We start from the raw sequence: 15558 nt of genomic DNA on the forward strand, positions 1-15558 counted from the left end.
TCTATTCGTACTTTTCAATAAAACTTATCGTTGTTACACTAGATTTCATACCTATCGTAAAAAAGCATTAATTATCAAAAAACCTTCCAATAAAAGATGTATTCTACATACAAGGAGGCAGTGAGGTGATTATGGATTATACAAAAGACATTCAACTGGCATTACTCTACATTGAAAATAATTTGACTGGCGATCTCTCCTCAAAAGAAATTGCAAAAAAAGCCGGCATGTCAGAATTTCATTTTCAGCGTGTATTTAAAAAACAACTGGGCATGGGAGTATATAAATATCTTCAAAAAAGACGTATGGCCCATGCTTCCCTACTACTTTTGAAGAGCGAATTGAAGATTATCGAAATTGCTCTGATCAGCGGTTTTTCCTCACAAGAGGCGTTTTCCAGAGTTTTTAAGTCCTATTATCAACTCCCTCCTCGACAATATAGAATCCAATTTAAAAACTTTTTTAGGGGGAATCAAAAAATGTGTGAGACAAAAATAAATGGCTGGTTGCTTTCTGGAAATAATTTTGACAAATATGAAGTGACAATTGATCAAATGAATTTTCATAGTGGAAATCAGTCAGTAAAAATGAGCCAAACAGAGAGCTTATACACAGAGAATTTTGCAACTGTTATGCAACAAGTGAGTGCAAAAAATTACATTAATCAACGTGTGCGATTAAGCGCATACCTAAAATCAGAATCAATTGAAGGTTGGGGAGGAATTTGGTTGAGAATTGATGGCAAAAATTTTGAACAATTAGCGTTCGATAATATGCAGAATCGTCCAGTAACAGGCACAAATGATTGGAATTATTATTCTTCTGTCTTAGATGTCTCACAGGAAGCTGAAGTTTTAAATTTTGGGTTTTTGTTGCAGGGAAAAGGCACTTTGTGGGCTGATGATTTTTGTTTAGAAATCGTTCCCAATGATATTCAAACAACCGAATTTAATAGTGAACAGTATTACCCAACGGAACCCCAAAACTTGTCGTTTTCGGAATAAGAATAGTTAATAAATGAGCTACAGTAGAATTCAAGATGCCACAAGACCTTATGGAATACTACTGTGCTTGAAGGATCCAAGCAAAAATCCTGCTCCCCTCCTTTTCTTATACGAAAAAGAAATAGCATTCTGAATCAATGCGAGGTAAAATAAAAGAAAACTTTTTACCAATCAGCTTATTCTGAATCGGAGAGGAAGCTTTCTATGGATACAATGATGAAAAGTATCATTACAGAAAAAGATTTATTACGGCAGATCCTGCTTCTCGAAGAGTTATCCAATCACAAAACGATTACGGCAAAGGCATTGGCTGCTTCGATTCAAACTACAGAGCGGACTGTCTTTACAGATATTCAGTATATTCGAGAGCATTTGCCTGACGGATGGGAAATCGAAGCGACAAGTAATGGCTTTTCTTTACTTAAAAAAGATTCCCAACTAACCAATCAATTATGGGAAAGCTTCTTGCCGCTTTCAATTGGCGCTATGTTGATCAAACAGTTATTCTTTGCAAAAGGAATCTCAACACAATCTTTCTTGCATGACAGTGGTATCTCTTTTGAAACATTGAAACGTCATGTTACAAAAATCAACCGTGGCATTAAACCATACAATATTCGAATTCAGTTGAACGCCAAGCAAGTCAAACTGTCAGGTAGTGAGATCAGCATTCGAGTTTTCTTCCATCGTCTGCTGCTGCCTTTTACCCACAATAATTATTTCTTTGAAGATTATGCTATTCATGAATCACATTATCTTATCTTTTTACAGTCACTGAAACGTCAAGAGTTGGACGTTCTTTCTGAAGAAATTTTTGGCACTTGCTGGTTCTTCATCAATACAATCCGAATCAAAGCCAATTGTCGGGTCAATGCACTCGCTTTTGATCCTTTAGATCCGCTTTTTTTACAATATCATCAGTCGCTCCAGCAAGTTTATCAAAAAGAAGGCGTCTATTTGAATCAGGAGGAGTGTTTCTTTAGTTTCTATTGTTTTCTGGAAAGTTGGAATTACAACAATCAGTGGACAAGCAAAATTGCTGTCACACTAGATGCCTATCAGGAAATCAAACAATCCGTCCAGCGATTTGTTCAAGAACTTGGGCAAGAATTGGCGATTCCCCTACTTTCTGAAACCCAGTTAGCGGACAATTTGCTGCTTTTGGTCTTAAAATTCAATGAATCCGCAAAACTGTCTGAACAATTTCAATTAGAGTATCAAGAAATGATGCACATTCGTCAACACAACTATCAAGCAATTTTTGAACGATTACGGAAATTTATCTTAGATCCAAAATTTGCCATTGTAACCGATGAACCTAAGTATATCTTGAATATGGCTTCACTCCTCGTACAACAAGCTGTGCTTCAGGCACGACCAGTAACGACCCGAGCTTTCTTCTTCTTTCAAGGAGAACCAGCATGGAAAGTTTTCTTGCAACAGGAAATAAGTGATTATTTGGGTTCTAGGATCGAATTAGTCCCAGTCGAACCAGCTGAATTCGCAGGGATGACTACTCGAAATGACGACTTCATTATTTCGAACGTCCCTTTGGATGATCCCAAATTACCAGTCTTCTATCTTTCAATGCTGCCAACTAAAAATGAGCTCAATCAATTGACTGAGCTCATCCAAACCTATTATCTGATCAACCAATGACTTAGCTTAATTCATTGGTTGTTTTTGTATTTTGCCGATTGGCGCGCCGCTTCATTAGATGCTTTTCAACTTCAACCACCGCAAAGAGTAAGAAGCCATTTACCGCGATACTAAGATGCTGTACAAGCGTCAATGTAGTTGTCCCAATCAGTTGCTGCGCAACTGGCAACACCAGAACCATTCCTTGCAAGATCACCAAGATTCCTAGAGAAATGAACAGTGCCCGATTTTGGAACATACTCTTGTTCAATGCTGGCTCTAAAAGCTCCCGACAATTCAACATGTATACTGCTTGTCCTAATACGATGTTCTGCAGGAGAATCGTTTGCTGGACTGCTTGCCCTTCAAATTGCATGGACAAAAAGTAAGCAGGAATCATGATCAGTAGAGAAACATAGACGATTCGGAACATGCTGTACATGGAAAGAATTCCTTCATTGACTGGACGTGGCGGCCGATCCATCACATCTTTACTCGCTTTTTCGAATCCTAGTGCATAAGACAATGTAATTGTTGTTACCATATTGACCCAGAGGATCTGAACTGGAGTCAAAGGTAATGGGCGATTTAACAAGAGAGCAAAAATGACAATCAATCCTTGCGCTAATGCTGTTGGCAAAAAGAAGTTGATGGTTTTTTTCAGATTGTCAAAGATCCGTCGCCCTTCTTTGACTGCATTCGCGATTGTATGGAAGTTATCATCTGCCAAAACCATATCGGCTGCTTGCTTGCTTACTTCACTTCCTTTGATCCCCATAGCGATCCCGATATCTGCTTTTTTCAAGGCGGGAGCATCATTGACACCGTCTCCGGTCATACCTACGATCTCACCATTATTTTGTAGAGCGGTCACAATTCGTAGCTTGTGCTCTGGCGTCGTCCGAGCAAAAACATCCACGTGATTGACTTGCTGTGCCAACTCCTCATCGGTCATTTGGTCGATATCTAATCCTTCAAGAACTTTCTTCGTATGTTTCAACCCGACTTGCTCGCCGATGGCTGGCGCCGTTTCTTTGTGGTCTCCTGTGATCATTTTGACTCTGATCCCCGCTTGTAAGGACTCTCTCACTGCTTTGATTGCACTGTCTTTTGGCGGATCAATGATTCCTGCAAGACCTATGAAGACTAAATCAGTGACTTCTTCATGAGCAACTTGACTGGATGCTGGAACTGTCTTGTATGCGAACCCTAAGACCCGCTGTCCTTTCTGTGCTAGCTCAGAAGCCGCTTGCTGCCAATAGGATACTTGATCTTCTGATAGCTGACTTTTATTTAGCAAAACTTCTGGAGCGCCTTTTACATATAAGATTGATTGATCCTCTTGCAAAGGATGCAAAGTTGCCATGTACTTGTAAGTAGAGCTAAAAGGAATTTTTGCTGCAACTTGTTGCAAGGGTAATTCCTGAGTCTCCACAAACTGCAGCAGCGCCCGCTCAGTAGGATTACCTTGCAAATCTGCTGCCCGCTGAGAACTATCTTGTTTCAGATCTTGACAATTTGCCATGATATCGTACATGAGCGCTTGCTCTTTTTCGGTTACAGTGACAGTATCTACAACGGTCATTTCATTTTTTGTCAACGTTCCTGTTTTGTCCGAACAAATGACTGTCATTGCACCAAGCGTTTCCACCGACGGCATCGTCTTGATGATTGCTTGCTGATCTGCCATTTCTTTGACACCCATTGACAAAATCATGGTTAAAACAGCTGGTAATCCTTCCGGAACCATTGCTACGATTAACGCGATCACTGAGGAAAACAACACGTTTAGTTCTAGACCATACCGGAATGCGGTAAAGAAAATTAAGAAGAGAATCAGCGCGACAATACCGCGAAAAATCTGCTTGTTCAACTGATGCATTTTCTTTACCAACGGTGTCTCTTGTGATTTCACTGACTGCAAAGCTTGATTGATCTTACCGATTTCTGTCTCGTCGCCAGTTGCTACTACCACACCGATAGCTGACCCACTTTGAACACGTGTACCAGAGAAGACCATGTTCTTTTGATCTCCAATAATACTGTTTTCTGTGATGACGTGTTCTGTTTTCTTGACTGGCTCAGATTCTCCAGTTAAGATCGACTCTTCTACGACCAATCCATGATTTTCGATCAATCGCATATCCGCTGGTACGACATCGCCCGCCTTCAATGAGACTAAATCTCCTTGAACGATCGACTCTGCGGCAACAGTTTGCTGCAGTCCTTCCACAATGACTACGGCTTCTTGGCCCATCATTTGTTTTAAGCCGTCCAAAGATTCTTCCGCTTTTCGTTCCTGCCAGTAACCCACAATGCCGTTGATGATAACAACTAGAAGAATGATGCCACTTTCTACATAATCACCTGTAACAGCCTTTAAAGCTGCAGCAACCATCAACACGATCATCAACAAATCCGTAAAATGTTTTGCGATTTTTTGCCAAGTTTTGATTTGAACTTTTTCTGCAATGCGATTTGCACCATCTGCTTCTAACCGTGCCTGACGTTCTTTATTTGAAAGTCCCTGACGATCGGACTGTAGCTGCTTCATCAATTGTTCTTTTGAAATTTGATACCACTTCATTGTCATTCCCCCTAATGTCTTTTTAGCTTTCGCTTGTCTATAAGTATAGGGGGGATTCTTAAAAATAAACGGTCGATTATTTCAGTCTAATATGAAAAAAATGCCCATTAAAAAAATGCTCTATTAGAAAGATCCATTTCCTCCACCATCACCATGATTCGCTCTTGTGATTTTTTCATGAAACATCGCGATAGCCTGTGCGGTTTCTGCCATATTTGCGAGCGTTACACTTTTTTTCATTGCTTCATCAAGAAGAAGTGGGCCTGGTTGAATACTGAAAATACCAGCAAAATACTGACCGATCTCTCCTAGATCAGGCTCCCTTTGCCCACACAATGCAACAACTGGAATAGCATGGGGCTGTGCGATTTTGGCCACACCTAATGGCACTTTTCCGGCTGCAGTTTGACGGTCAAAACGGCCTTCACCGGTGATGATCAACGTAGCATCACTGATTCTAGTCTCTAATTTCAACAGTTTCGCAATGGTCATAAATCCAGGACAGATCTGTCCCCCTAGTAAGACCGTCGCACCGCCGATACCTCCAGCAGCACCCGTTCCAGCGATCCCATTTAAATCAATTTGGTATTCTTGCTGCACGAAATACGCTACTTTTTTTGCTTGCTGCTCCAATACCTGTACCGTTTGAGGTAAAGCACCTTTCTGAGGTCCGAAAGTAGTTGCAAATCCTTCAGCTCCAGTATAAGGATTAGTTACATCTGCTAAAACCAACAGTTCGATACCAGAAAGCAGTTTCTGCACTGCTGTTATCGAAAAATAATTTATGGTCAACAAAGGATTGCGCGCATCTGCCGCAGGTTGATACATTAGTTCCGCACCTAATGCTTCCAGTAAACCCAGTCCGCCATCTGTTGTTGCACTGCCACCTAACGTTACATAGATCTGTGCTACTTTTTCATTGATTGCATCTGCGATCAAAAGACCTAGCCCGTAGGAACTAGCCTGTCTGGTTGTTTGATCTGAAGGATCAAGTAATTGGATACCGATGATTGCTGCACATTCAATAATCGCTATTCGCTTTTGATTGATTGTTGTCAGTAAATACGAAACTACTCGTTCTTCTCCTAGGGGACCGACACTTGTTACGGATTTATACTGTCCTCCATAGGCAGCAAATAACGCAGCCATTGTTCCTTCTCCACCATCTGCGATGGGGATTGATTCTTTTTCCCATTGTACTGGAAACCCTTTAAGTGCTGCCTGATTTAATTCTTCCGAGGTAGCACTCCCTTTAAATGAGTCAATCATTGCTATCACTTTCATATCGAACCCTCACCTCGTTTTCTTTCATTAAACACTGAAATACGTCTTACAACAAGAAAAAAGAGTGTTGCTACTCTTTATCAACCCATGGTTAACTTTATCAATCAAAAGTTAACTTGTTCTCCATTGTGCTCCTCTCTTTCCTGTTCTACAATAAAGTTAGCCAATTCAATGGAGGTGCGTCATGGAATTACCAATTGGACAGGAAATAGCTAAGAGAAGAAAGGACAAACAAATCACTCAAACAGAGCTAGCTGATTTTATGAGTGTTTCTAAGGCCTCGGTTTCTAAATGGGAGACGGGCCAATCTTATCCAGATATTACATTGTTGCCACTCTTGGCTGCTTTCTTTGATTGCAGCGTCGATGATCTTTTAGTGATCAATTCTCAGCTAACAACTCAAGAAATCAAGCGGATTTACCAGTTGTTGAAAGACTCGTTTGAAACTAAATCCGCTGATGACGTGTTACTTATGCTGAGAGGATTCATTCGCCGTTATTATTCCTGCTATCCATTTCTGATGCAGATGGGACTTTTTTATCTGAATCATTGGGATCTGTTGCCTATTCCAGCTCAAGTTACTAGGACAGAACAAGTACCAAATAATGAGAAAACTGTTGAGGATCAACGAAAGTATTACTTACAAGAGGCGGTTAAATTATTTGAATTAGTCAAAACTAACGGTTCCGCTGACCTCCTGCAACAAGCTAGCTATTATGAAGCCTATTCAATGCTTATGCTTGGTCAGGCAGAGGACATTTTAGGTGTATTAGGAAATAAGACACCCGTTTTCTTGCCAGTGGAATCTTTGATTGCAGCTGCGCACCAACAAATGGCAGATGGCTCAGCCGCAGAAACTGTTCTTCAAAGTGCCATTTATCAATATGTCACAGTTTTACTCAGTCTGTTGACTAACTACACGCTTTTGCTGACCAAAAAACCCCAAGCTATGGAAGCAACTTACCAACGAGGGCTGGCCTTTTGTGAAACATTTGACTTATCCAGACTACATCCAGTCATTATGCTCAATTTTTTGGCTGCCTGTTTGACCACTTTTGCTGTACAAGGCAATAGTGCCCGCTTGCTTTGCGCTTTGACTCGTTATGTCTCATTGCTGGAAAAAACAGAAGATCCTTATCTCCTTCATGGTGATGCGTACTTTGATCAGATCGAAAGTTGGATTGATGAGTTGGAACTTGGAAATCAGATGCCCCGTAGTTCTAATATGGTAAAAAAACAATTGACAGGGCTGATTCTTGAATCACCCCTATTGCAGCCCTTCAAAGATCAACAATCATTTACAGAATTATTCCAGCGCTTGCAAGCAGTAGCCGCCCATACTGCAGATGACACTCATGGAAAGGAGGAAACACGATGATGACCACGAGCATTCCAGAAAATATTGGTGACTATCTACCCATTCTGATCCCATTAGCACTTTTGCAATTCGGGTTGATACTTGTTGCTGTTTTAGATATCGTTAAACAGAAACACTTTAAATTCGGCAACCGCACGTTATGGATACTTGTTTCTTGTTTGATTAGTATTATTGGACCAATTTTGTATTTCACTTTTGGGAAAGGAGAAAAAGAATGAACGTCATTGAGATCAATCAATTATCTAAGTCTTTTGGCGAAAGAAAAATTCTAGATGCCATTTCTTTTGTCGTTCCCAAAGGGAGTGTTGTCGGCTTTGTCGGGGAAAATGGTGCTGGTAAAACAACAACGATGAAGCTGATTTTAGGCTTGCTAAAGTCAGATAGTGGGCAGATCACGGTCTGCGATGAGCCAGTTGTCTATGGAAATGCTCAAACAAACCGTAAGATAGGCTACTTACCGGATGTTCCCCAATTCTATTCTTTCATGACCGCAACAGAATACCTGAATTTTTGCGGAAAAATAAGCGGTCTTGGCAAACAGCTGACTAGCCGAATCGATGAGATTCTTCAGCTGGTCAATCTTGAAAAAAACACCAAAAAAATCAGCAGCTACTCACGGGGGATGAGGCAACGGCTGGGTCTTGCACAAGCTTTATTGTCAAAACCAGAAATATTGATTTGTGATGAGCCGACTTCTGCGCTGGACCCGCTGGGACGCAAAGCCTTTCTAGATCTTTTACTTGCCATCAAACAAGAAACGACAGTTCTTTTTTCTTCACATATTTTATCGGATGTTGAACAAATTTCGGATTACGTGGCGATTTTACATCAGGGAAAGATCAAACTCTTTGGTGAAATGGAAGAATTAAAGACACAATTTCGCCAAGAAGATTATCTTCTTCAATTTGCCAGCTCACAAGAAACAGAGCATTTCTGTCAGCTCGCGAAAGGTGCGGCGATTAATTGGACGAGGGAAAAACATCAACTGATTATTCCAGAAAATCAAACTTTTCAACAAGGCCAAAAAGTGCTGCAACTCATGGCTGAAAATGAATTGGTCCCCTTACTCTTCCAAAAAAATGAATCCTCGCTAGAAAAAATCTATTTGGAGGTAGTTAAATGACGCAGCTAACAGTTTTTTTAAGAAAAGAAGTATTAGGCGGCTGGCGGAATAAAAAGATCATCATTTGTGGAGTGATTTTTCTGATGGTGGGCATGCTCTCGCCTTTTCTGGCAAAAATAATGCCGGATATCTTTTCTTCCATGGTGACAGATGGGATCCAAATCACTGTTTCCACGCCGACATCTGTCGATTCGTGGATGCAATTTTATGGCAATATCGGTTCATTGGGTCTCTTGGTTTTTGTGATACTCTTTGCGGATACGATTTGTGCGGAAATTGAGCAAGGAACTCTGATCAATCTAATCACAAAGGGATTGCCAAGACAAACGATTCTTTTAGCAAAAACACTTTATCTTTATTTCCTTTGGACACTTTTCTATGCTGCCGCTTTTCTCATTTGTCTTCTTTATACAAGAATTTATTTCAATGACTCTTTGACCCATCATCTTATCAGTGCGGGTTTTAGTTATTGGTTATTTGGGCTATTGTCAATCAGCTTACTGCTGTTAAGCTCCGCATTTGCTAAAAATGTTTACCAAGTCTTACTCTTTTTAGCTGCTTTTTATGGTATTGGCGTATTGGGCAGTCTCTTTGAATCTCTCCAAAAGATCAATCCTTATTCATTGTCCAGCCAGACAATTGCTTATATTCAAGGAAATTCAGAGCTGATGGACTTCTTACCAGCTGTTCTGATAGCTGTAGTCGGATCGTTTTTGTCATTAATCATTAGTCGTTCGATTTTTCAAAAAAGAAAGCTTTAGACTAATTTGATTATTTCTGGGAAGTAGTAAATAACAGCCTCTCTGACAATTGATGTCAGAGAGGCTGTTATTTTGAATAAGTGATATTTTTTAGTCCCGACAGTAATCTCAATCTCTCTTCGCGAACGCGATTATCAACAAAGGGAATCGAAGAGAGGTTCCCTCATCCAGCCGTTCTTTTTTCTTTGACAGGAGCGGATGCAAGTGTGGACTCCTTTGCTTCCTTTCTTTTGACAAATTGACGCTGCCCTTTGAGCAAGATATTCATAAAGAAAGCAATGAGATAGATCGAGCAAGCAGAAATGATCGCTTCTCTCAGTCCAAAGACCAGAAAGTTCAAAACAATGATCGTTGTATTGGTCAAGAAGATCCCGACTGCTTTTTTTATGCCGAAATATTTTTCAAAAATCAACGGTGGGATCGTGACTCCCCCATTGGATGCACCGATACAGTAAAGGGTAAATATCCCTAAGCTAAAGAAGAAGCTTCCTAGAATCAAAGAGGCTGGGTAAAATTCCCAAACCATCCATTCAGGAATCCATGCTAATATGACAGGAAACAACAGGCTTCCAAAGACGGTATTGATAAAGACTTTCCGCTCTAAAAAAAGAAACGCTAGTCCTAACATAATCAAGTTGATTCCCCAGACAATCAGATGGCGATCAATGGCTAATCCTGTTTCTATAAGATACCCGATTGAGCCCACCCCGGCCGAGGCAATGCTGTGAGGTAAAAGAAAGAAGTTCAATGCAATACAGATCCATAACACCCCTAATGAAATCAAGCCTATTCGTTTGATAGTCATCCACCTGTTTCCTTTCTGTATTTCAATCTATTGATCTTCTTGATATTGCTGCAATTTTAACAAAAAAAGCAGCAGAAAGAAGAGTCAAATTTTTCATGTCGCTATGAAAAATTTGACTCTTCTGGTAATCGCTAAAACGACAACCTTTATTTAATTCAACGGATTTTTTTATAACAAATGATTCGAAATAAACAAAGTTCTCTTAGCCAAGAAGGTTGGCTGCTCACTGATTTGCGCAAGTAGATCTGCTACTTGTAATTCGACTTCTCTTATCTGATTGTCCTTGCTCGTTTGCAGATCAGATTCAGGTGAACACTCATGCAAAAAAAGCAGGAAGATGCAAAATCGTATAGTCACACATCGCTTCTTCAATCATCCGAATAGATAATGTCATTTGACTGCTTCGAGCTTTCTTGTGCGTCGTTTTTGTTTCCGGGATTTGATCTGACAGGAAGCTTTCCTCTGGTTTCACCAGGCAAATGATTCGGGTTAAGTCAAGTAGTTTCATCGCTTCTATGATTCGCCAGGTGACTTGTGGCTCAGGCATCTCACAAAGGTAAACGATTTCACAACCAATCATTCCTCGCAAGATCCTGCCTAGATCTAGTAAATCACCTTGAAACATGCTTTCTCGTTGAGGATCAAGCAATGTCGTCTGATTCTTTTTTGGCACGTACAAAACAAGCGTCTCGTCTCTCGCTAATAATTGTTTTCTGATAACAGAAGAAGATCTTGGGTACCGAAAATCATTACTTTTGTCATACGATTTCTTTCCTATTTCGGCTGTATCCTAAAAGGGATTACGTGTAATTGCAAAATTAATTCGTAAACGTTTCTTTGCGTAACCGAGCTTCAGCAGGAATGATGTGGTCATCATAATGTTCCAATTTGTATTCCAATCGTTCTACCGCTTCTGTCATGGTTGCAATTCGTTCATGCAACGCTGCGATTTGCTCTGCTAGCAATTGTTTTCTTTGAGGAACTGTCTGACTCCCTTCACGAAATAACGCCAAATAGGTTGACAAAGCCTCAATCGAAAGTCCTGCTTTTCTCATCTTACTGGTAAACTCGATCCACTTGAGATCTTCTTCATCAAAGACTCGAACACCATGAGCATTGCGTTTGACTGGTGGTAGAAGGGCAATCTTTTCATAGTAGCGGATCGTATCTGCAGAAAGACCGCTAAGTTCACTTATTTTTTTGATATTCACATAGATTCCTCCTGCTATTCCTACGATATTTCTCTAGTAAAATCAATTGGCGCCTACAACCGCATGCGGAAGATAAGGTTCTTCTAAGTAAGCAACTTCTTCTGTGGATAGCTTCAACTCAATGGCTGGCAAAGCATCCAGTAAATGACTTTCTTTTGTCGCCCCAATGATTGGTGCCACGACTGATTCTTTTTGCAATAGCCATGCCAAGGCCACTTGTGCTCGTTTGACTTGACGTGTCTCAGCAATCTCTGCCACACGGCGAACGATCAATTGATCTTGTTCTTTAGTCTGATCATATTTTGATTGTGCTGTTTTATCTGTCGCAAAACGTTTCGTTTGTGCATCCCAATCACGAGTCAAACGACCGGCAGCTAATGGACTGTAGGGTGTGATCGCAATTTTTTGATCATCACAAAGGGGGAGCATTTCCCGCTCTTCTTCTCGATACAATAAATTCAAATGATTTTGCATGGAAACAAATTTGGTCCAGCCATGTTTATCTGCAACCGCCTGTGCTTTGGCAAATTGCCAAGCGTACATTGCTGAGGCACCAATATAGCGAACTTTCCCTGTTTTCACTAAATCGTGAAGTGCTTCCATCGTTTCTTCGATCGGTGTTGTATAATCCCAGCGATGAATAATGTAGAGGTCTACATAGTCCATTTGTAATCGTTCTAAACTTTGTTCAATTTCAAAAAAGATCGCTTTGCGTGAAAGCCCACCGCTATTGGGGGCTTTTTTCATTTTAGAATAGAGCTTGGTTGCGACGACGATTTCATCTCGTGAGGCAAAATCATTCAACGCTTTTCCCAATATTTCTTCGCTGGCACCATAGGAATAGATATTCGCTGTGTCAAAAAAATTGATTCCTAGATCAAGGGCTTTTTTGATGACTTCTCGACTTTCCGTTTCTTCCAATACCCATTCATGAAAGCCGCTTTTCGGATCACCAAAGCCCATTGCCCCTAAACAAAGGGGGGAGACTTCTAATCCAGTATGTCCAAATTTTACATAATCCATTGTCGTTCCTCCTTAAGATTGATACTTCTAGCATACGCCTTCGAGTGAACTCCAAGTCAACCCCTTTTTAATAATTAAAAAAATTCAGATTGATCGTCAGCTCACGATAATTCGTATCTTGATAATTTTCCCGCCAATTCTTGGCCCGCTTCTCAAAATAGTGTTCGGTTTCCTTCTGATAAAAAATTCTCGCTAAAGAAATTGCTTGGTCAAAGCATCCATTGCCCTGTTCTGGTTGTTTTTCCAGATAAAAAAGAATTCCTTGGTTAAAAATATAGGTGATTCTGGGGCGCAATAAAATTGTGCGTTCGTCCAGACTCTGCCGATACAGTTTCTGGATCTTTCTAGCTGCTGGAAGATTGCGGTGAAACACATATTTAGAAAAAAAGTTCTCCAACAGATCATAATAAAGGGCATTGGTTTGCGGAACACTTTGGTACAGCTTGGCTTTTTTCAAAATGCTTTTCAGTAATAGATCCATCTGTTCTGTGTCCAATGCAAAGGTAAAAATACTGATCAAACGCAACTCCATCTCACCCCAATTATTGACTTGCTGGAGATAGCTGAGTACTTTTTGAGAATGAATGAATGGACGATTATTTCCTGCATTGAGTACATCTTCAATGAAACAGCCTAAAAACTGCGGCCAATCATACGGACTCTGACTTTCAGCAAAAAAACGTTGTGCCAACGAACGAGCCGACTCTTCTTGATTCGTATTAAGATACTCCTGCATCTGCTCGATAGACTTTTCAAAACGGTCTTTAAAAGTCTGTTTCCCAACAAATTGAAACTCCTCGATCGTCACATTGATATTTTGCAAGCATGTAAAAAAATGATCGACCGTCAACATTGATTTTCCATTTTCAAAACGTGAAAGTTGTGCACTTGATATCCCTTGCTGACATGCTTCCTTCAAAGTAATCCCTTTTTCTAAACGCAGTTTCTTAAATGTCGCTCCATAGTCCATTCACAGCACCTCTTTACATATATGTAATTATTCCTTCGCTTTTACTTTACCCTTTTACAATAAAGGTATCAAGAAAGGTAATAAGAAAGGAGCAAAAAATAATGAAAAAGGTGTTATTGGTACATTGGAAAAATCAGGGAGTCGTCCTGCTTTTAATGGCAGGAGTCGCACTTTCACAAACGATAGCCAGCTTGCAAAATGTGCAGGTTCTAAACAGTCTCATCCAATTCGATCAAAAAGGATTTATCCAAGGTGTTGTAGGGATGGTCTTAGCCTATAGTTGTTTCCTGATGTTTATTTATCTGCAAATCCGTTATACAGCCTATACATCTCAGAAGATGTCCCTTTATTTGCGAGATCAATTATTGACTCGGCTACGATACAGTGATTATCAGACATTCCACAAAGTTACCGTAGGCAACTATGCATCAAAATTGAGTAACGATATAACCATGATCGAAACAGATGGCTTCGCCAATATCTATCAGGTCATGCAAGGTGTATTGTCTTCACTATTTGCCGTTATCGCATTAGCCCAATTTCATTGGTCATTGATCGTGCTCACCTTAGGTCAGTCCTGTTTGTTGCTTTTGTTGCCGAAAATCTTCCAAAAAAAGATGAAACAATCAGCTGTCGCTACCGCCCAGGCAAATGAAGCTTTTTTGAGTAAAACCAACGAACTGTTAGCTGGATTTGATACTTTCCTAAATTTCCAGCGTCTTGATTTTCTTAAAAATAAACTCTTGGGTTCCGCACAAAGAATCCAGTCTGCAAAGCTAAAACAAGCACAAGTGATGGCTGCTGTCTCTGTAACTGGCGGAATTGGCAATGTGACTGGTCAATTGAGTGTCTTAGGTTTTACTGGCTACTTGGCTTTTCTGCAAATCGTTCCCATCGGAGCGATTACAGCAACAGGAAATCTTGCTTCGACAATTTTTAATACATTAGGAAATATCAGTTCCTATCTGTCAAAAATACAAGGCACATTCCCTTTATTCGATGCATTTGCTTATGAGAAGCCAGCGCATGAGATTTCGCTACCCAGCAAAAAAACAAACGATGCAAAAGATCTTGTGTTGGCACAAGCTTCTTATTGTTATCAAACGACCGATGGAAAACCGCAACGAATGTTGTTCAATCTCTCAACCACTTTTAAAGCTGGACAAAAGTATGCCATCGTGGGGGAAAGCGGCTCAGGCAAGTCAACATTATTCAGTTTGTTGACTGGACGGCGCAAAGACTATAGCAGATCGATCCGCTTGGGAGAAACGGAAATAAAAGAATTCCCTTTAGAAGAATTGCAAGACAATGTGACAGTTATTGATCAACGTCCCTTTGTCTATCAAGCATCGATTCGCGAGAATCTGACATTAGGACAATTTTTTCCCGATGAAGAAATCGAGCAAGCGCTAAAAAAAGCGGAACTCTTTGCAGTTATTGAACAACTACCTGAGCAGTTAGACACAGTTCTTACCGAAACAGGTGGTAATCTTTCAGGGGGACAATTGCAGCGTCTTGCACTAGCTAGAGGCTTCCTATGGAAAAAACCTATTTTGTTAGTTGATGAAGGAACCTCTAATCTTGATCAAGAAAATGCTAAAAAGATCGAGAAATTACTGTTGCAACAACCGCAAACCGTCCTGTTTATTACCCACCACCTTCGAGACGAAATCGTCCAAAAGTTAGATGGTGTTCTCTCACTTACCCCCTCCTAGCAAATTGATCGCGATGACTCTTTTATCAATAGGTCCTATTTGCTAAACTGAAAGTAGCT

Annotated in this window: 14 protein-coding genes; 7 read left to right on the forward strand and 7 right to left on the reverse strand. The window is 40.4% G+C overall.

Annotated features, from left to right (window positions below; all coding sequences use genetic code 11):
* The first annotated feature begins 131 nt into the window (after nucleotides 1–131).
* Both EGX73_RS14910 and EGX73_RS14915 read left to right on the forward strand, forming a co-directional pair.
* The gene (locus EGX73_RS14910) at nucleotides 132–1004 is read left to right on the forward strand and encodes an AraC family transcriptional regulator (protein WP_005471117.1); all 873 of its coding nucleotides are present in this window, start codon (nucleotides 132–134) and stop codon (nucleotides 1002–1004) included.
* A 204-nt stretch (nucleotides 1005–1208) separates the two neighbouring features.
* Nucleotides 1209–2663 carry a helix-turn-helix domain-containing protein gene (locus EGX73_RS14915; protein ID WP_021149954.1) on the forward strand — a complete coding sequence of 485 codons (1455 nt, stop codon included), beginning with the start codon at nucleotides 1209–1211 and terminating at the stop codon, nucleotides 2661–2663.
* Between the two features lies 1 nt (nucleotide 2664).
* On the opposite strand, the gene EGX73_RS14920 is transcribed toward EGX73_RS14915, so the two are convergent.
* On the reverse strand, nucleotides 2665–5229 hold the full coding sequence (locus EGX73_RS14920; protein WP_123867041.1) for an HAD-IC family P-type ATPase: 2565 nt from the start codon (nucleotides 5227–5229) through the stop codon (nucleotides 2665–2667).
* A 123-nt stretch (nucleotides 5230–5352) separates the two neighbouring features.
* Nucleotides 5353–6513, reverse strand: a complete 1161-nt coding sequence (locus EGX73_RS14925) for a glycerate kinase (RefSeq protein WP_003126161.1) — start codon at nucleotides 6511–6513, stop codon at nucleotides 5353–5355.
* A 184-nt stretch (nucleotides 6514–6697) separates the two neighbouring features.
* Between EGX73_RS14925 and EGX73_RS14930 the strand changes: the two genes are divergently transcribed.
* From EGX73_RS14930 to EGX73_RS14945, 4 genes are read left to right on the forward strand one after another with little or no spacing between them, the layout of a single operon-like run.
* Complete coding sequence (locus tag EGX73_RS14930; protein ID WP_041119647.1) at nucleotides 6698–7891, forward strand: helix-turn-helix domain-containing protein; 1194 nt, start codon at nucleotides 6698–6700, stop codon at nucleotides 7889–7891.
* A complete protein-coding gene (locus tag EGX73_RS14935) occupies nucleotides 7888–8109 on the forward strand; it encodes a PLD nuclease N-terminal domain-containing protein (RefSeq protein ID WP_003126159.1) in 222 nt (73 codons plus the stop codon). Before EGX73_RS14930 ends, EGX73_RS14935 begins: the two co-directional genes overlap by 4 nt.
* The gene (locus EGX73_RS14940; protein WP_029486674.1) at nucleotides 8106–9014 is read left to right on the forward strand and encodes an ABC transporter ATP-binding protein; all 909 of its coding nucleotides are present in this window, start codon (nucleotides 8106–8108) and stop codon (nucleotides 9012–9014) included. The genes EGX73_RS14935 and EGX73_RS14940 overlap by 4 nt, the downstream gene beginning before the upstream one ends.
* Nucleotides 9011–9775 carry an ABC transporter permease subunit gene (locus tag EGX73_RS14945; protein ID WP_003126156.1) on the forward strand — a complete coding sequence of 255 codons (765 nt, stop codon included), beginning with the start codon at nucleotides 9011–9013 and terminating at the stop codon, nucleotides 9773–9775. Before EGX73_RS14940 ends, EGX73_RS14945 begins: the two co-directional genes overlap by 4 nt.
* A 163-nt stretch (nucleotides 9776–9938) precedes the next feature.
* Here EGX73_RS14945 and EGX73_RS14950 read toward each other — a convergent pair whose 3' ends face one another.
* The 5 genes from EGX73_RS14950 to EGX73_RS14970 form a co-directional block, all read right to left on the reverse strand.
* Nucleotides 9939–10580 (reverse strand): YitT family protein, encoded by a 642-nt coding sequence (locus EGX73_RS14950; protein ID WP_003126154.1) that lies wholly within the window; start codon nucleotides 10578–10580, stop codon nucleotides 9939–9941.
* 316 nt (nucleotides 10581–10896) lie between these two features.
* Nucleotides 10897–11253 carry a hypothetical protein gene (locus EGX73_RS14955; protein WP_156137050.1) on the reverse strand — a complete coding sequence of 119 codons (357 nt, stop codon included), beginning with the start codon at nucleotides 11251–11253 and terminating at the stop codon, nucleotides 10897–10899.
* A gap of 145 nt (nucleotides 11254–11398) precedes the next feature.
* Nucleotides 11399–11791, reverse strand: coding sequence for a MerR family transcriptional regulator (locus EGX73_RS14960; protein ID WP_003126151.1), 393 nt, complete (start codon nucleotides 11789–11791; stop codon nucleotides 11399–11401).
* 42 nt (nucleotides 11792–11833) lie between these two features.
* A complete protein-coding gene (locus EGX73_RS14965; RefSeq protein WP_086269130.1) occupies nucleotides 11834–12814 on the reverse strand; it encodes an aldo/keto reductase in 981 nt (326 codons plus the stop codon).
* A 67-nt stretch (nucleotides 12815–12881) separates the two neighbouring features.
* Nucleotides 12882–13784: an Rgg/GadR/MutR family transcriptional regulator gene (locus EGX73_RS14970; RefSeq protein WP_005471096.1), complete on the reverse strand. Its 903-nt coding sequence runs from the start codon at nucleotides 13782–13784 to the stop codon at nucleotides 12882–12884.
* Nucleotides 13785–13885: 101 nt separating this feature from the next.
* Here EGX73_RS14970 and EGX73_RS14975 point away from each other — a divergent pair, with 101 nt between their 5' ends.
* Nucleotides 13886–15499, forward strand: a complete 1614-nt coding sequence (locus EGX73_RS14975) for an ABC transporter ATP-binding protein (RefSeq protein ID WP_123867042.1) — start codon at nucleotides 13886–13888, stop codon at nucleotides 15497–15499.
* Nucleotides 15500–15558: the final 59 nt, after the last annotated feature.

The sequence above is a fragment of the Enterococcus sp. FDAARGOS_553 genome (assembly GCF_003812305.1).
In the GTDB taxonomy this organism is placed as follows: domain Bacteria; phylum Bacillota; class Bacilli; order Lactobacillales; family Enterococcaceae; genus Enterococcus_D; species Enterococcus_D gallinarum.